15 protein-coding genes are annotated in these 17,561 nt (G+C 40.4%); 14 read left to right on the top strand and 1 reads right to left on the bottom strand.

What is annotated here, in order from left to right; genetic code table 11:
- Positions 1-61 precede the first annotated feature (61 nt).
- From DXA54_RS14025 to DXA54_RS13985, 9 genes are all read left to right on the top strand, one after another.
- A complete protein-coding gene (locus DXA54_RS14025; protein ID WP_004311232.1) occupies positions 62-1,138 on the top strand; it encodes a sensor histidine kinase in 1,077 nt (358 codons plus the stop codon).
- The gene (locus DXA54_RS14020) at positions 1,135-2,214 is read left to right on the top strand and encodes a sensor histidine kinase (protein WP_032845329.1); all 1,080 of its coding nucleotides are present in this window, start codon (positions 1,135-1,137) and stop codon (positions 2,212-2,214) included. Before DXA54_RS14025 ends, DXA54_RS14020 begins: the two co-directional genes overlap by 4 nt.
- A complete protein-coding gene (locus DXA54_RS14015; RefSeq protein ID WP_120079779.1) occupies positions 2,211-2,927 on the top strand; it encodes a LytR/AlgR family response regulator transcription factor in 717 nt (238 codons plus the stop codon). Before DXA54_RS14020 ends, DXA54_RS14015 begins: the two co-directional genes overlap by 4 nt.
- Positions 2,928-2,991: 64 nt before the next feature.
- Positions 2,992-3,540, top strand: a complete 549-nt coding sequence (locus tag DXA54_RS14010) for an RNA polymerase sigma-70 factor (protein ID WP_004304159.1) — start codon at positions 2,992-2,994, stop codon at positions 3,538-3,540.
- Between the two features lie 84 nt (positions 3,541-3,624).
- Positions 3,625-4,794: a FecR family protein gene (locus tag DXA54_RS14005; RefSeq protein ID WP_120079777.1), complete on the top strand. Its 1,170-nt coding sequence runs from the start codon at positions 3,625-3,627 to the stop codon at positions 4,792-4,794.
- A 10-nt stretch (positions 4,795-4,804) separates the two neighbouring features.
- Complete coding sequence (locus DXA54_RS14000; protein WP_074557989.1) at positions 4,805-8,182, top strand: TonB-dependent receptor; 3,378 nt, start codon at positions 4,805-4,807, stop codon at positions 8,180-8,182.
- A gap of 26 nt (positions 8,183-8,208) precedes the next feature.
- On the top strand, positions 8,209-9,666 hold the full coding sequence (locus tag DXA54_RS13995; RefSeq protein WP_008648686.1) for a RagB/SusD family nutrient uptake outer membrane protein: 1,458 nt from the start codon (positions 8,209-8,211) through the stop codon (positions 9,664-9,666).
- Between the two features lie 24 nt (positions 9,667-9,690).
- Positions 9,691-10,857 (top strand): metallophosphoesterase, encoded by a 1,167-nt coding sequence (locus tag DXA54_RS13990; protein WP_120079775.1) that lies wholly within the window; start codon positions 9,691-9,693, stop codon positions 10,855-10,857.
- Positions 10,858-10,877: 20 nt separating this feature from the next.
- Complete coding sequence (locus DXA54_RS13985; RefSeq protein ID WP_008648684.1) at positions 10,878-12,026, top strand: metallophosphoesterase; 1,149 nt, start codon at positions 10,878-10,880, stop codon at positions 12,024-12,026.
- 82 nt (positions 12,027-12,108) lie between these two features.
- Here DXA54_RS13985 and trxA read toward each other — a convergent pair whose 3' ends face one another.
- Complete coding sequence (gene trxA, locus DXA54_RS13980) at positions 12,109-12,606, bottom strand: thioredoxin (protein WP_004304142.1); 498 nt, start codon at positions 12,604-12,606, stop codon at positions 12,109-12,111.
- Between the two features lie 512 nt (positions 12,607-13,118).
- Between trxA and DXA54_RS13975 the strand changes: the two genes are divergently transcribed.
- The 5 genes from DXA54_RS13975 to DXA54_RS13955 all read left to right on the top strand — a co-directional run bounded on the left by DXA54_RS13975 (position 13,119) and on the right by DXA54_RS13955 (position 17,218).
- Positions 13,119-14,516 (top strand): RtcB family protein, encoded by a 1,398-nt coding sequence (locus DXA54_RS13975; protein WP_008648681.1) that lies wholly within the window; start codon positions 13,119-13,121, stop codon positions 14,514-14,516.
- A 42-nt stretch (positions 14,517-14,558) separates the two neighbouring features.
- A complete protein-coding gene (locus tag DXA54_RS13970) occupies positions 14,559-15,266 on the top strand; it encodes an RNA ligase family protein (RefSeq protein ID WP_008648680.1) in 708 nt (235 codons plus the stop codon).
- A gap of 2 nt (positions 15,267-15,268) precedes the next feature.
- On the top strand, positions 15,269-16,378 hold the full coding sequence (locus tag DXA54_RS13965; RefSeq protein WP_004304138.1) for an AAA family ATPase: 1,110 nt from the start codon (positions 15,269-15,271) through the stop codon (positions 16,376-16,378).
- 145 nt (positions 16,379-16,523) lie between these two features.
- A complete protein-coding gene (locus DXA54_RS13960) occupies positions 16,524-16,769 on the top strand; it encodes a hypothetical protein (RefSeq protein ID WP_004300538.1) in 246 nt (81 codons plus the stop codon).
- Positions 16,769-17,218 (top strand): WG repeat-containing protein, encoded by a 450-nt coding sequence (locus DXA54_RS13955; protein WP_008648679.1) that lies wholly within the window; start codon positions 16,769-16,771, stop codon positions 17,216-17,218. The genes DXA54_RS13960 and DXA54_RS13955 overlap by 1 nt, the downstream gene beginning before the upstream one ends.
- Positions 17,219-17,561 lie beyond the last annotated feature (343 nt).

Below are 17,561 nucleotides of genomic sequence, written 5' to 3'. Positions count from 1 at the left end.
ACCGGAAAAATGTTTTATCTTCGTCCCCGGAGATAAAACATCTTCCCTGATTAAATACACGATGGCTGAAACAATAACAACAGACAATAAATCTACTTTATTATATCGATTCCTCGTTAGTCCGGAACTTCGATGGGCGCGTTATCTGGTGCTTATTATGGTGTTGGCTACCATATCATTCAATCAGGTTTTTATTATATTCCTCGATTATCGGGATATATTGGGAGGATGGATTTATACATTCACTTTCTTATATCTACTGACTTATATAGGAGTTATTTATCTGAATCTTTTCTGGCTCTTTCCAAAGTTTTTGCTGAAAAGACGCTATCTAACCTACATATCCTTACTTTCAGTAGCAATGATGCTTGCCCTGGCAATACAAATGGCAACGGAATATGTATCTTATTCCTGCTGGCCGGAATTTTACGAACGTGCCTCCTATTTCTCCATACCTATAGTGATGGATTATATATCTTCTTTCATGTTGTCCACACTCTGCATGATAGGAGGAACAATGACCGTTCTCCTGAAAGAATGGATGATAGATCATCAACGTGTCTCACAAATGGAAAAGGTTCACGTTCTTTCGGAAGTGGAACAGCTAAAAGAACAAGTCAGCCCCGAACTTCTTTTCAAAACATTGCATCATTCGGGGGAACTGACATTGAGCGAACCGGAAAAAGCTTCGAAGATGCTGATGAAATTAAGTCAACTACTTCGCTATCAGCTATATGATTGCAGCAGAACAAAGGTATTGCTTAGTAGTGAAATTAATTTCCTGAATAATTACCTGACCTTGGAACAGAATTCTCAGGCACAATTCAATTATGAACTGCTTGCGGATGGAGAAGTAAATAGAACACTGGTTCCACCCTTGCTTTTCATTCCATTTGTGCAATATATTGTAAAATCAATCAACGAACAGCGAACATCAATCCCTGTTTCTCTCAAAATCCATTTGAAAGTAGAAGAGAACACAATTATATTCACTTGTCTTTGCCTACAAGTGAATCTTTTGGAAGATAAAGGACTTGAAAGAATCCGCCAAAGACTGAACTTATTATATGGCAATCGTTACAGACTATTCCTGACGACAGAAAGCATCTGGTTGGAATTGAAAGGAGGTGAAGTATGAACCTGAATACAGAACATAGAAGAATGGAAGATAAAAGCGTTACAGCTTTTCTGCTAAGTCCTCATTACCGGACATGTAGACATCTGTTACTGCAAATAATAGTTCTTTTGATGACTATTAATGTCTTTTGGTACGAACCTTTGCAGTCAGTTTCTTTTTGGCGGCGTTTTGGTGGATTCCTGGCATATTTTGTTTCCATTAATACGGTAATCTATATGAACCTGTATATATTAGTACCCTGTTTTCTGTTGAAGAACCGTTTGGGGCACTATGTCCTGGCGGCTGTCCTGACGAATTTGGTAGTCATCGTCTTCCTTTCAGTCACCCAGGGATTACTCTTTGAAGTAATTCTGCCCGGAAAAGATCCTGGCAGATTCGCTACTTTCATTAATACTTTTTCGGGGATACTGACCATCGGTTTTGTTACCGCAGGTTCGGCAGCCATATCCTTGTTTACCCATTGGTTGCGTTATAACCTGCGTATTGACGAACTCGAGTCCACTACTTTGCAATCCGAACTGACATTTCTGAAGAATCAGATTAACCCGCATTTTCTTTTCAATATGCTGAATAATGCCAATGTCCTGATAAAGAGAAATCCGGAAGAAGCTTCCAAAGTACTTTTTAAACTGGAAGATTTGCTACGGTATCAGATTAACGACAGTTCGCGTGAAAGAGTTTCATTGGCTTCGGATATCCGTTTCCTGAATGACTATCTGAATTTGGAAAAGATACGCCGTGACAATTTCCAGTTTACGTTGAGGCAGGAGGGAGAAGTGGATTCCATTTGGATTCAGCCTTTGTTATTCATTCCTTTTGTGGAAAATGCGGTGAAACATAGTTTTGATAGTGAGCATTCTTCGTATATCCATGTCTTTTTTAAGGTGGATGCTCACCGACTGGATTTCCGGTGTGAGAATTCTAAACCGGCTGTTGCAGTCCGGCAGGGTAAAGTCGGTGGAATCGGACTTGCCAATATCCAGCGTAGGTTAGGATTACTGTATCCTGAACATTATAAGTTGGAACAAAGAGAAGATGAAAATCTCTATTCTGTAATTTTAAGTATAACATTATGAATTGTATCATTGTAGATGATGAACCCTTGGCACGTGAGGCCATGAAGTTATTGATAGAAGAATCCGATAACCTCCAGTTGATAGGCAGTTTTAACAGTGCTGCAACTGCTTCCGACTTTATGGAGCAACAGGGAGTCGATCTGGTTTTTCTGGATATTCAGATGCCTGGGATTACAGGAATAGAGTTTGCCCGTACAATTTCCAAAAAGACACTGGTTATTTTCACCACAGCCTATACAGAATACGCGTTGGATAGCTATGAAGTAGATGCAATCGACTATCTGATTAAGCCTGTCGAAGCGGAACGTTTTCAAAAGGCGGTGGATAAAGCGTTATCCTATCATTCTCTATTATTGAAAGAAGAAAAAGAAGCTATCGAAACGATTGTTGCCGCTGAATATTTCTTCGTAAAGGCAGAACGCCGGTATTTCAAAGTGAATTTCTCCGATATTCTCTTTATTGAAGGATTGAAAGATTACGTCATTCTTCAACTGAACGACCAGCGTATCATTACTCGCATGAGTCTGAAAGCCATATTCGATTTATTGCCAAAATCTGTTTTTTTGCGGGTGAATAAATCCTATATTGTCAATACCGATCATATCGAGTCATTTGACAATAATGATATATTTATAAAATCCTATGAAATTGCTATCGGTAATAGTTACCGGGACGACTTCTTTGAAGGTTTTGTAATGAAACAAAGATTGTGATTTTTCATTTTTGTTTGGTTACATAATTTTCAAATGGTATATTTGTAACCAAAATAAAGAATACGTGATTGGCACAACAGACTATATTAGTATTAAGTTAACTGATGAGACGCAGTTTCGTTCTATATTCGACAAATATTACATATCTCTATGTATGTTTGCTAATCAGTATGTCGAAAATGATGCATTAGCGGCTGATATTGTTCAGGAGTGTTTTGTGAAGTTGTGGCAGTTACGCGATGATTTCATGTATGTGCATCAGATTAAATCATTCCTCTACACGTCGGTACGCAATAAATCTTTGAATGAACTGGAACATACCAAAGTCATGAACGAGTATGCACAGAAAGTTCAGGAAATGAGTAAAGACTCTTTTTTTCAAGACAAGGTCATTGCAGAAGAAAGTTACCGGATATTGGTGGATGCCATTGAAAAACTGCCACCGCAGATGAAAAGCATTATGCAACTGGCACTTGAGGGAAAAAGCAATCCGGAAATTGCTGAAACACTGAATATTTCCGGTGAAACGGTACACTCCCAGAAAAAGATTGCCTACCGTAAATTACGCGTATATTTGAAAGACTATTACTACCTGGTTTTTTACTTTTTATAGTTTCTTTTAAAAAAAATCATTTTAATACACCCTGATTTTCAATTCACCTGTTTTAGTATAAACAACGATTAAAACATGTGAATTATGATAAACCAACATTTTTATATTGCAAGACTCATTGCCAGATACTTATCTGATGAAATCGAGGAAGAAGAACAGGCGGAACTGACTCGGTGGAGAAATGAATCGTCCGAAAACGAACGCCTTTTTCGGGAAATCTGCAAGGAAGAGAACATAAAGCAGAATATGCAGAAGCGGCAAACTTTCCATGCAGAGGACGGATGGGAGGGGGTGCAAAGAAAAATCCAACGCCATCGGTTCAGACATCGGATACTGAATATATGTAAATATGCTGCTATTTTCATTTTTCCGGTGGTTATTGCTACTGTGGCAATATATAAGAGCGGTAATGAGCCCCAGCCGTTATCTCAAGTAGCGGAACAAATTGTTCCGGGTGGTAAGAAAGCCGTTCTTATTCTGGATAATGGAGAAGCAATTGATTTGAAGTCTACCTCCGGCGTGGAATTGAAAGAAAAAGATGGTACAGTCATTCAGGTGGATTCTACAGCATTGAATTATCAGCAGGCTCCTGCCCGGACATCCGAAAAACTTGCATATAATAAGGTAAACGTTCCTCGTGGTGGTGAATATCAGCTGACGTTGAGCGATGGAAGTAAAGTACAGTTGAATTCCATGAGTTCCATCCGCTTTCCTGTTCAGTTTGCACAGGATTGCCGTCTGGTAGAATTGGAGGGAGAGGCCTATTTCGAAGTAAGCAAAACCGGACAGCCTTTTATTGTACAAACCAAAGGGATGAAAATAGAAGTATTAGGAACTACTTTTAATATATCAGCTTACGCAAACGAAGAATATCAAACTACACTTGTCAGCGGTTCGGTAAAAGTACAGACTGAAAATGGAAGCAACCGGATTCTGAAACCATCGGAACAGGCTTGTATTACTCCGGGCAGCAACCAGATCAATGTACGCAATGTAGATACTGCATTTTATACTTCATGGATACATGGAAAGATCAATTTCAAGGACCAGCGATTGGACGACATCATGAAAACTCTTGCCAGATGGTATGATATGGATGTAGTCTATGAGAATGAGGCGACGAAAGAGTTACGCTTCGGTTGCTATGTTAACCGCTATAATGAGATTACCCCATTGGTGAAATTGTTGGAGCAAACGGGTAGAGTAACTGTCACAGTAGAAGGAAAAACTATCAAAATATTCATTAATCATTAATCCCTGTTTTATGGAAAAACTACGTAATGTTGCCAGATTTGGGAAATATGGAAAACGTCTTTGTATGATGTTCCTTTTTCTCTGTATTACGACTTCAGGGCTGATGCGCGCATCTGTATTCGCACAGACCACGGTTACAGCCAAATTCAGAAATGTAACACTGAATGAAGTTCTTTGGGAAATTCAGAAACAAACGGACTTTACCTTTATCTACAGCACAAATGATGCAAAGAAAGTCAGAGTGGAAAATCTGGATGTGAAGAATGAGCTGATTTCTGAAGTGCTTAACAAATGCCTGCGAAATAGCGGACTGACTTATACGGTTCATGATGGAGTAATTGCCATCCGTAAGGCTGAACCCGTTAGGACGGAAACTGTTGCACGTGAGAAATATACGATTACAGGGAAAGTAATTGAAGATAGTGGAGAGCCGATAATCGGAGCTAATGTCATCGTGAAAGGTACAACTAACGGTATGATGACTGATATGGACGGTAATTTCCATCTGGAAGTTACAGACAAGAAAGTGACTCTGATGGTTTCTTATATCGGTTATACGTCACAGGAGGTAGTTGCAACTCCAGGCAAGCCGATGAGCATAATCCTGAAAGTGGATAATAACTTGTTGGATGAAGTGATTGTAACGGGATATGGTACTTTCAAGAAATCGGCTTATGCAGGTTCTGCCAGTATCGTAAAGACAGATGCTGTGAAAGATGTGCCTAATGTATCTTTCCAACAGATGTTGGAGGGGGCGGCTCCCGGTGTCAGCGTAAATACCGGTTCGGGTATACCGGGTTCGTCAACGTCCATCCGTATCCGTGGTATGGGTTCGTTCAATGCCTCCAATTCTCCGCTGTATGTAGTGGATGGTGTTCCCGTATTGTCGGGTAATATTGGTGCATCTGGTAGTGATTCCGGTTTGGATGTAATGTCTACCTTGAATACATCGGATATTGAAAGCATCACTGTTATCAAGGATGCCGCTGCTGCTTCACTTTATGGTTCACGTGCAGCGAATGGCGTTGTCATTATTACTACGAAACAAGGAAAAGCAGGTAAACCGGTCTTTAAATTGAAATCGGATTGGGGATTCTCTAATTTTGCCATGCCTTTCCGCGAATTGATGGGCGGACAGGAACGTCGTAACCTGATCCATGAGGGGCTTCGAAATTATGCTTTAACTTATAGCGGTAAGACCGATGATGAGGTGGGACTTCATCAGGGGATGACCGAGAATGAAGCATGGGCTTATGCCGATTCGAATATTGACCAGTATGCACCGATCCCTTGGTGTGGTTTTGTAAATTGGGATGATTATCTGTTCCGTAACGGTAGCCACCAGAATTACGAGTTTTCAGCTTCCGGCGGACAGGAAAAGATTAAATACTATACGTCCATCGGCTATATGAAGCAGGATGGTGTTACGATAAACTCCGGTCTGGAACGTATTTCTGCACGTTTGAATGTAGACTATCAAATGGCTAAATGGATGAATATCGGTGCAAAGATACAGTTCTCCAAAGTGAATCAGGATACTTATTCGGAAGGGACATCGTATACTTCTCCAATTTACGGTACGCGTAATGGAGCCACACCGTCTGACCCTATATGGAATGAAGACGGCACCTGGAACCGTGCATTAATCAAATTGGATGACCGTAATCCGATGTTATCAAATTCTTATAATTTTAAGAGAGAATATGCGACTCGTTCTTTCAATACCGTATATGCATCATTCGATATTTGGAAAGGAATCAAGTTTGCGTCTACATTCAGCTATGATTTTGTGATGAACAAGTCTCGTGCATGGAAAGACCCGCGTACCAGTGACGGTGACGATGATAACGGGCGTTTCAGCAAAGATTATAATGATATTACCAATATGACATGGTCTAATATTCTGACTTATCAGACAAAGATCAAGAAAAAACACAATCTGGACCTTTTGGTTGGTTATGAAATCAACAGTAAGGAGTCGGATGGACTGGGAACTACTATCTCTAATTTTGCACGCTGGGATAAGCCGGAAGTCAACAATGGTGTAGTGTATCAGAGTATGGGAGGTTCTAACAGTACGACGCGTATTGTCTCTTATATTACACGTGCCAACTATGATTATGACAACAAATACTATCTGGGAGCGAGTTGGAGAACAGACGGAAGTTCGCGATTGGCAAGAGAGAATCGTTGGGGAAATTTCTGGTCATTGTCCGGTGCATGGAGAGTGAGTAGCGAGAGTTTTATGAAACCTCTTCAGAACTGGTTAAGTGACTTGAAACTTAGAGTTTCTTACGGTGTGAACGGAACTCTGCCGTCTTCTTATTATGGATATATGGGATTGAGCAGTCTGACTAGTAATTATAACGATAATCCGGGTATCACGCAGTCGCAACTGGAAAACAAGGAACTGACTTGGGAAACCAACTACAACTTCAACTCCGGTATCGACTTGGGATTCTTCGACAACAGACTGAATGTTACATTTGAATATTACGTTCGTACAACGAAAAATCTGCTTTACAGCCGGCCATTATCTCTTGCAACAGGTTTCTCAAGTTATCTTGCCAACATAGGCAAATTACAAAACAAGGGATATGAATTGGAAATTCGTTCAACTAATATCGAGACAAAAGATTTTCGTTGGAGCACTAGTTTGAATCTGGGACATAATGCCAATAAAATCCTGAAGTTGGACGGAGATTTGAAACAAGTAACCAGCGGAACATCTATTCATAAGGTAGGTTTGCCCTATTCTACCTATTATATGATTGAATTTGCAGGCATCGACCCGGTAGACGGTGAACCGATGTTCTATAAGAATACGACGGATGAAAACGGAAATCTGAACAAAGAAACTACTAAAGATCCGCGTAGTGCGGAAAAAGTGATACTGCAATGTGCCGATCCTACTATCACCGGTGGACTAGGTAACAGCATCTCTTATAAGTGGTTTGATCTGAATTTTAACGTGAATTTCTCTTTTGGGGCATGGAACTATGACGGCGCGGCAGGCAAACTGGAACACGGTGGCGACGGAACGCTGAATATTCCTATTTATTACCGGAAACGTTGGCAGAAGGAGGGTGATGAAACGAGTATTGAACGTTTTGTAGTCGGTAGATCAATTTCCATGACCGATTATGCTACCACACGTCGTTTATACAGTGGAGATTATGTTCGTCTGAAGAATCTGACTTTCGGCTTTACACTGCCGAAGACATGGACCCGGAAAGTGGGTATAGACAATATACGTCTGTATGCATCGGGCAATAACCTGTTAACTTGGGCGGCATACGATTATATTGACCCCGAATCGGGTTCATCACCTAGTTGGGATACTCCTCCGATGAGAACTTATACATTCGGTTTGGAAGTGAAATTCTAAGTGCATTAATCTATAAATGAATAAGTATGAAAAAGATAAAATATATAGCTTTAGGTGCCTTTGCAACCTTATTGAGTAGTTGCGGAAATGATTGGTTGGATTTGCAATCTTCCACAGCTATAGAAACTGATGGTTCATTGACCGAATTAAGAGATTTTGAATTTGTGCTGAACGGTGCATACAGCAGTATGCAGTCATCCAGTTATTATGGAGCAGATATGTTTTGTTATGGTGATTTGAGGGGAGATGATATGAAATCTTATAAGTCTTCCAGCACCAATGTTAGTTTCTATACATTCAAGTACAATAAGACGAATGGACCTAGTGGTTTCTGGGGAATGTACTACGGTATTGGTAAGAACCTGAACATTTTATTCCGGGATATTGAAAAGATAAAGCTTGTTCCCGATCGGGAAATTACAACTCCGAAACTGGAGAAGCTGACAGAGCAGGAGTATTATAATGACTTGAAAGGAGAGGCTTTGGCAATACGTGCCTTGTTGCTGTTCGATATGACACGTATTTACGGGTATCCTTATCTGAAAGATAACGGGGCATCACTGGCTGTGCCCATTATTGATAAAGTGGTAGAAGATAAGAATATCAAACCTTCCCGCAATACGACCGCCCAATGTTATAAGGCCATCACAGACGACCTGACAGATGCGGTGAAGCTGCTTCGTCCGGTAAAGAAAGAGGGTAAGATCAATAAATGGGGGGCAATGACATTATTAAGCCGGGTTTATCTCTATATGGGGAATGACAAAGAGGCATACGATGTGGCTGCCGAAGCTATCAAAGGTGCGGAAAAACAAGGCTATAAGTTGTGGACCAATGATGAATATGCCAAGATATGGGCTACTCCGTTCAATAGTGAACTGTTGTTCGAAATTGTGAATCTGACAACTGATAGTCCGGGAAAATCATCCATTGGTTATCTTAGCACCAAATATAATCTGATAGCTACCGAAAAGTATTGGAAAGACTACATGAAAGACAATTCCGATGATGTTCGTAGTCAGATGGTGTCTACGGCAAGTAGCAGTAAACCTTATTGCTTGAAATATCCGGCACAAGGTTCTAAATCGTATGAAGATGCCAATATCCCGGTTTTCCGTCTGTCGGAACTCTATCTGAATGCAGCTGAAGCTGCGATTAAGAGGAATGATATACCTAATACGCGCAAGTATCTGAAACCTATTTATGCACGTACGGGTAAGGATCTGGATGCTGTGGCAGATGAAGATATAAATCTGGATCTGGTGCTTGAACAGCGTCGCATTGAATTCTGGGGAGAGGGACAACGTTTCTTTGATTTACTTAGAAATAACAAGAAAGTGATACGTGAAGATTATTTGAGCGAAGTTCCTAATGAAGCGGTAGAGTTTGATTGGAGTTATTATAAAATCGTTCTTCCTGTTCCTAACCACGAAATGGAGTACAATGAGAATATGGTTCAGAATCCAGAATATGAATTGCATTAATTAACGCATTAACGTATAGAAATTATGAAAAAGATATATAGCATCTATTTCCTTTTGGGTTTGTTCATCACGGCCTTTTATTCGTGCGGGGAAGATCTGACTCCCGTGGGACCGGACATAGCTGAAATCACTCATTTCCGTAATGATGGCCCTTACCTTTTCTATGAAAACGGTAAACTTAAAATTCTGGAAGTGACTAAAGAGAATACATTGAACATTCGTGAAGAATCCGGATTACCAGCCGGATTGAAGCTGGATGTGTATTCGGATGATAATCAACTCCTTTTTCAGGTACCCATTAATAAGATTGAGAATTTTGAACGTCCGGCATGGGAAGACCGTACCGAGTATGCTAAAACATTTGCCGTATCCGACCTTCACGGGCGTTTCGACTTGTTTGCTGCTATTCTGAAAACAGGGGAAGTGATTAATGATAAATATGAATGGATATATGGCAGTAACCATTTGGTGATTGATGGTGATATTTTCGATCGTGGAGCAGACGTACTTCCTATTTTATGGCTCATATACAAATTGGAATTTGAGGCGAAAGCTGTTGGTGGCAGAGTGACAACCATCTTGGGGGATCACGAAGAAATGATAATGCGTGATAACTTGAAATATACGTATGCCAAGTACAACACTCTTTCGCAAAGAGCGATGAACATGACCTATGGAAAGATGTGGGGACTGACGAATGTGATGGGTAACTGGCTGCGTTCTAAAAACACCATTCAGATTGTAGGTGAAAACCTTTATGTTCATGCAGGATTGAGTAAGGTGTTTATGGAACGCGAAGAGACGATTCCCGAAATCAATGAACTGGTGAGCAAGAGCATTTACCTTTCAAAAGAGGAACGGAAAAAACAATATCCGGATATTGCCGATTTCCTTTATAGTGATAGTTATAACGGTCCGTTGTGGTATCGTGGAATGGTTAAGACTGGCAGTGAGTACAGTCCGATAAAGGAAGCGGATGTAGATAAACTTCTGGCTCAATATGATGTCAAACGTATTATTATCGGTCATACGGAAAATAGTCGTGTGAAGTATACCTATAATAAAAAGGTATATGATATTTGTGTTAATCATCCCAAGGCTTTTGAAAAAGAGACTCGTGCCGTGGTTATTGAAGGAGATGATATTAAAGCCATCAATGACGAAGGAGAATTAGTAACGATTAAAAAATAAATTTCAAGAAAGAAAAGAATATGAGCACTCGTTTTTTGAGATTATTTCTTTCTACTCTTGTTCTCGTTTTAATAAGTTCCGGCATTCAGGCCGGAACTTATCATTCAGGAGATAAGAAGAAAGAGAAAAAAGAGAAATTGTCTGGTGACGGACCCTATATACTCTATCAGGCAGACGGTAGTACACGGGTTATTAATGTCAATAAGAAAGGACGGATTACAGACAAGACTTATGCGACATTACCTAAAGATTTCAGTTTCCGTGTGACGGATCATGAGGGACGGTATCCATTTGATGTAAAACTCCATCCATTGAAAAGACCGGAGTGGCAATATACCCGTCCGGAAAAAGTTTTTGTGATGTCCGATCCTCATGGGCGGCTGGATTGTGTGATTAGCCTGTTGCAAGGAAACGGAGTGATTAATGATAACTATCAGTGGAATTTCGGTAGTAATCATTTGGTGATTATCGGAGATATTTTCGACCGTGGTAAGGATGTACTGCAGATCTTCTGGCTGTTCTATAAATTAGAAGACGAAGCGGTTAAAGCGGGAGGTCATGTCTCTTTCCTTTTGGGAAACCATGAGGCTTTGGTGTTGTCTAACGATCTTCGCTATACAAAAGATAAATATAAACTGCTGGCAGAAAAACTGGGAGTGGAATATCCTTCATTATTCGGCACAAATACCGAATTGGGCCGTTGGCTTGCAACACGTAATACAATGCAAATCATTGGAACCGATTTATATGTACATGCCGGATTAGGAAAATTATTCTATGATAAGGACTTGAATATCCCCACTGTGAACGAGGAAATGAGCCGGGCACTTTTCATGAGCAAAAAAGAGCGTAAGGCACTTTCTCCACTGACTGATTTTCTGTATGGCAATGACGGTCCGATCTGGTATCGCGGCCTGGTGAGAAAAGATCCCCAATATAAACCGTTGGCACAGGACTCTTTACAAATGATGTTGGATCGTTATATGATAAAACATATCATTGTGGGGCACACTATCTTTAAGGATATTTCAACCTTTTATAATGGTAAAGTGATCGCTGTCAATGTTGACAATAAGGAGAATCGGAAGAAAAAGCGTGGACGGGCTGTATTGATAGACAATGGAGTTTATTACGTTGTTGGTGACGACGGTGTTCAGAGGAAACTATAATGAGTTTAACTAAAACTAGCCCTCTATCCATCTTCAAAAGACGAATAGAGGGCAGTTGCCATGACGAGAAAAAAGTCGAAGTCTATTGTTTTGCTTCGTTATTTTGTTTCAGAAGAAATTCATCAATTGCTTTTTTAAGCTGGTCTTTGGGCATAGCTCCCTGCATGATTCTAGGTTCCTCTTTCATCGGAATCATCAATAAGGTAGGGATGCTGCGGATACCGAATGCCGCTGCTAGATCTTGTTCTTTGTCCACATCAATCTGATAGATATCTACTTTACCGCTATATTCTTTGCTCAGTTCTTCCAGAATCGGGTGCATCACCTTACATGGACCACACCAGGTAGCATAGAAATCTACGATAGCAGGACGGCTGCCCTCAAATTTCCAATCGTTCGGATTGGCTTCATAATTATATACTTTCTTTAAAAAATCTGCTTTATTTAATGCTACTACTTCCATTTTATTGTCCTCCTTTGTTGATTCATTACTCTTTTTATTTTCTCCGCTGTTGCCTGCACAAGCTGTGGTTGCCAATACAACGGCAAAAGCACTCAATAAACCTTTCATTAGTTTCATATACTATCTTTCTTTTTGTTTTCTCTGTTGCAAAGATAGGGGATATAAAGGGAGTAAAAAATAGCAATTTGACAGAAACTCTTGGCAAAACTTCCCTCGGATAGTTACTGAACGCTAAAATTTGTCTATTATTCTTTGGAGGAAATAAAAATAAGCACTACTTTTGCCGCGATAAAATGAGTATTCACCCTTTAAAAACAGATGGAAAGGGTATTAATTATGTTGGAGCTATAATATTTTCAAATTAGGACTAAGTTGTCTCGTCGAGAGGATGAGGCTTTGCAACTTATTGTTTTTACACTGAACCTATGGTTCTTATATTGACCGCAATTCTACTAACAAGCGGTAATCGTTGATTAGTCCTGCAATCACTTTTTATATTTTAAATTAATCACTTCAATGCGGTGGTGAGGTATTTCATATCCATATCCAAAGCATTGGTATCACGTGTATTGCATTGTTGTCTGCCGGTGAGGCCGACAGGGAATGCTGTATGCGAACGAAAAAAGAGTATGGGAATACGATTAAAAGATTTAAGCAAACTGGGATACCGGGATAATGTTGCCCGTAGTCTGGTAGTGGACATTGTGAGCAAACATTGCAAATACGACACTAAAGAACAGATTGAAATGACATTGAGCGATATACTCGAGCATCCCGAATTTTACAAAAATAATGAAATTTGGAATAAGCTGGCCGAACGCCTTTCGCCTACTATCATAGCGAAAGAGTTTATAGCTTATGATTTATTGGATGAGCCGTTGATGTATAAAACCTATGGAGGTAAATTTATCGAAACGCTTGCCAAACAACAGATGAACCTGGCTATGCGCTTACCTGTAACGGTGGCCGGAGCATTGATGCCTGACGCTCATGCCGGATACGGGTTACCTATCGGTGGAGTGCTTGCTACGGATAATGTAGTGATTCCGTATGCCGTAGGCGTTGATATCGGTTGTCGGATGAGCCTGACGGTATTTGATGCCAGCGCCGACTTCCTGAAACGATATACCTATCAGATGAAAGAAGCCTTGAAAGATTTCACTCATTTCGGTATGGATGGCGGATTGGGTTTTGAGCAAGAACATGAGGTGTTGGATAGGGAAGAATTCCGTTTGACGCCTTTGTTGAGAGATTTGCATGGAAAGGCAGTACGTCAACTGGGGAGTTCCGGTGGTGGCAATCATTTTGTGGAGTTCGGCGAGATCGCTCTGCAAGAAAATAACGTGTTGAATCTTCCAGAAGGAAATTATCTGGCATTGTTGTCACATTCCGGTTCACGAGGATTGGGAGCTGCCATTGCCAAACATTACAGCCTGTTGGCACGTGAAGTGTGCAGGCTTCCCCGTGAAGCACAGCATTTTGCCTGGCTGGATTTAAACACTGAAGCGGGGCAGGAGTATTGGATGAGTATGAATCTGGCAGGTGATTATGCCCGTGCCTGTCATGAGCGAATTCATTTGAATTTGGCGAAAGCATTAGGGTTGAAGCCGCTCGCTAATGTCAACAACCATCATAACTTCGCTTGGAGAGAGGAAATAGCACCGGGGCGTATGGCAATCGTGCATCGCAAAGGAGCTACTCCGGCACAGAAAGGACAAGCGGGATTGATTCCCGGTAGCATGGCTACTGCAGGTTATCTGGTTTGTGGCAAAGGGATGGAAGCTGCTTTAAATTCGGCTTCTCATGGAGCCGGCAGGGCGATGTCCCGCCAGAAGGCAAAAGATAGTTTTACGCAATCGGCTTTGAAGAAACTACTGTCGCAGGCGGGAGTGACTTTGATTGGTGGGAGCGTGGAAGAAATGCCACTGGCATATAAGGATATTGACAGAGTGATGTATACACAGGAAACGCTGGTGGAAGTGCAGGGTAAATTTATGCCTCGCATCGTTCGAATGAATAAGGAGTGATGTGATGAAAGAAATTAGTATTTAATTAAAAAAAAGAAAGAAATGATATCAGAGAAATATGGTCGCACTTATCACTATCCGTTCTCTCCCGGAACGACTAGTGACGACCGGATTAACCATACGTATTGGGAGGACATCCAACGGATTCGGACATTGGTGCATACCGAGAAGCTGGATGGAGAGAATAATTGTTTAAGTCAGTGGGGTGTTTTTGCCCGTTCGCATGCTGCTCCTACTACTTCACCTTGGACGAGGCAACTGCGTGAGCGTTGGGAATTGATAAAGAATGATTTGGGTGATATAGAAATCTTTGGAGAGAATCTATATGCCGTACATTCCATAGAATATCAGCGATTAGAAACGCATTTTTATGTTTTTGCAGTCCGCTGTATGGATCAGTGGCTGTCGTGGGAAGAAGTAAAGTTTTATGCAGCTTTATTCGACTTTCCTACTGTTCCGGAGTTGAAGATAGAGTCTGTTTCCGGTTTGACACCGGAACTATTAAAACAGGAAATCATCCGTATGTCACAAGAACCGGCTATCTTCGGCTCTTGTGATCCGTGGACGAAAGAGGTTTGTACCCGTGAGGGAGTAGTCAGCCGCAATGTCGGAGAATATCTGGTAAGCGAATTTGCACATAATGTATTTAAGTATGTGCGGAAAGGACATGTTAAAACAGACGAGCATTGGACACGTAACTGGAAGCGTGCCCCGCTTGTTTGGGAATTTAATAATGAAAAGGAGGAATAAAGATGAATTGGAAATTGATAGAAGATAAATCGTGGTGCTCACTCGAACAACAGTTCGAGTGGGTGCGCGAAATGAATACTGTTCAGCAGGATATTCGTTATCATGCCGAGGGCAGTGTAGCCGAACATACCCGTATGGTGTTGGAGGCATTGCAGCAGTCTTCCGCTTATCATTCTCTTTCTACTTTGGAGAAAGAACTTATTTGGACATCTGCCTTGTTGCATGATGTTGAAAAACGTTCAACTTCCGTGGATGAAGGAGAGGGGCGGGTATCTGCTAAAGGACATGCCAGAAAAGGAGAGTACACTGTCCGCACTATTTTATACCGGGATTGTCCTGCTCCATTCCATATCCGGGAACAGATTGCATCTTTAGTCCGGTACCATGGATTACCTGTTTGGCTGATGGAGAAGCCTGACTCTGTGAAGAAACTCTGTGAAGCTTCTTTACGGGTAGATACTTCATTGCTAAAGATGTTGGCCGATGCTGATATCAGAGGACGCATTTGTGAAGATAAGAATGAACTGCTGGAAGCACTGGAACTGTTTGAGATTTTCTGCCGTGAACAGGATTGTTGGAAGAAACCAAGAGAATTTGCCACTGATTATGCACGTTTTCATTACTTCCATACTGAAGACAGTTATATCGATTATGTCCCTCACGAACAGTTTAAATGTGAAGTGACGATGTTGTCAGGACTTCCGGGAATGGGGAAGGATTATTATATTCAATCTGCTGGCATAGATGTTCCTGTGGTGAGTTTGGACGTCATTCGTCGAAAACACAAATTGAGTCCTACGGATAAGTCTGCGAATGGATGGGTAGTGCAAACAGCGAAAGAGGAAGCCAGAACGTATCTCCGCAAAGGTCAGGAGTTTGTTTGGAATGCTACTAACATAACTCGTCAGATGCGTGCTCAATTGATTGATTTGTTTGTTGATTATGGTGCAAAAGTAAAGATAGTCTATCTGGAACAACCATACCACATTTGGCGTCAACAAAATAAAAGCAGGGAATATGCACTTCCTGAATCTGTTTTAGATAAAATGTTGGATAAACTGGAGGTTCCTCAACTGGCGGAAGCGCATGAAGTCGTATATCATGTGGTATAAGCAACGTGAAAAGTTGATAAAGGTGATTCTAGAGCCACTCATTTGATGATGAGAAATAGAATTGTTATTTGTTAGAAGAATTATTGTGTATCAGAATTATATCCGTTATATTTGAGAATATTATGATGGTTGTAATTCTGATATCATGGAACACATAGTTAAAACTTATATTTTACTTTTATTCTCTTTATTAGTATCTTCTATAGGATATGCACAAGAAGAGAACGATATCATATATATTCAGGAAGGGAAATGGGGCGTTATTTTGTGTGGTGAACGTGGTTATGCTTGGCTGGATAATAAAGGAGATACTATTTTCGGCTTTGGAAAATTACAGGAAATTTCAGCTGATGATGACTTTAATTTGGTCTTGGCTGAAAAAGCCTTGTAGTGAAGAGGCAGGATAAGGTGGGAGTGGTGATGAAGGATGGTGAGCAGCTAATTCCCTGCGAGTATGATTCGATTTCTTCATGGTGGGAATATGGGCCTTCCGCGCATTATGTTGTGAAAGATAAAAAAGTGGGAATTATTGATTATATCGGTAAAGTATTACTTCCTACAGAATATGATAGTTTGGATTATGTAACTAAAGATGTTGTAATAGTAACTAAGGATAGTAAATATGGAGCTGTTGATATAAATAATAGATTAGTGCTTCCTTTCGAATATGATGATATTAGATTTGATATTGAGGAATGGTGTGCTACAGGTTATGAGTATATTAGATATATTTATGTGCGTAAAGATAAGAGATATTATAAATATGATAGAGAAACACCTGTTATGGAAGTGATGCTTCAGAAAAGTATAATAGATAAGATATTTAAAAATTATTTGTAGTTATATTTAACAGTTTCAAGGAAAGATGTGAGAGAGAATAAGTTGAAATCACCCTCACTACGCTAATGCTGTAGTAAAGGTGATTGCTTATTTCTGGCACTTTTCGTACGTTTTCTACCAAGAAGAACCGGTTTATATCAGTGTTTTACTGCTATTTTCTTCATCGGATCCTGCATTAAGTCGTTTCTGCAAATATTTTACATTCTCAAGATGTATATAGTTAACCAAGTACATCTGCTTAAACTGCTAGGTGTTTTTTAGTAGTATTCACAATACGGTACGGAAATGAATGAAAGTTTTTCCTACTATAAAGTTGAAAAACGGTTCTTCGTCAAATTTGGTG

This window comes from Bacteroides sp. OF03-11BH (assembly GCF_003604005.1).
In the GTDB taxonomy this organism is placed as follows: domain Bacteria; phylum Bacteroidota; class Bacteroidia; order Bacteroidales; family Bacteroidaceae; genus Bacteroides; species Bacteroides ovatus.
Note: the sequence above shows the minus strand (reverse complement) of the source record. Positions and strands in the feature narration are given on the sequence as shown.

Bases quoted from the DNA above. Each gene is read 5' to 3' on its own strand.
- DXA54_RS14025 (WP_004311232.1), top strand. From the start codon at position 62: ATGGCTGAAACAATAACAACAGACAATAAATCTACTTTATTATATCGA.
- DXA54_RS14020 (WP_032845329.1), top strand. From the start codon at position 1,135: ATGAACCTGAATACAGAACATAGAAGAATGGAAGATAAAAGCGTTACA.
- DXA54_RS14015 (WP_120079779.1), top strand. From the start codon at position 2,211: ATGAATTGTATCATTGTAGATGATGAACCCTTGGCACGTGAGGCCATG.
- DXA54_RS14005 (WP_120079777.1), top strand. From the start codon at position 3,625: ATGATAAACCAACATTTTTATATTGCAAGACTCATTGCCAGATACTTA.
- DXA54_RS14000 (WP_074557989.1), top strand. From the start codon at position 4,805: ATGGAAAAACTACGTAATGTTGCCAGATTTGGGAAATATGGAAAACGT.
- DXA54_RS13995 (WP_008648686.1), top strand. From the start codon at position 8,209: ATGAAAAAGATAAAATATATAGCTTTAGGTGCCTTTGCAACCTTATTG.
- DXA54_RS13990 (WP_120079775.1), top strand. From the start codon at position 9,691: ATGAAAAAGATATATAGCATCTATTTCCTTTTGGGTTTGTTCATCACG.
- DXA54_RS13985 (WP_008648684.1), top strand. From the start codon at position 10,878: ATGAGCACTCGTTTTTTGAGATTATTTCTTTCTACTCTTGTTCTCGTT.
- trxA (WP_004304142.1), bottom strand. From the start codon at position 12,606: ATGAAACTAATGAAAGGTTTATTGAGTGCTTTTGCCGTTGTATTGGCA.
- DXA54_RS13975 (WP_008648681.1), top strand. From the start codon at position 13,119: ATGGGAATACGATTAAAAGATTTAAGCAAACTGGGATACCGGGATAAT.
- DXA54_RS13970 (WP_008648680.1), top strand. From the start codon at position 14,559: ATGATATCAGAGAAATATGGTCGCACTTATCACTATCCGTTCTCTCCC.
- DXA54_RS13965 (WP_004304138.1), top strand. From the start codon at position 15,269: ATGAATTGGAAATTGATAGAAGATAAATCGTGGTGCTCACTCGAACAA.
- DXA54_RS13960 (WP_004300538.1), top strand. From the start codon at position 16,524: ATGGAACACATAGTTAAAACTTATATTTTACTTTTATTCTCTTTATTA.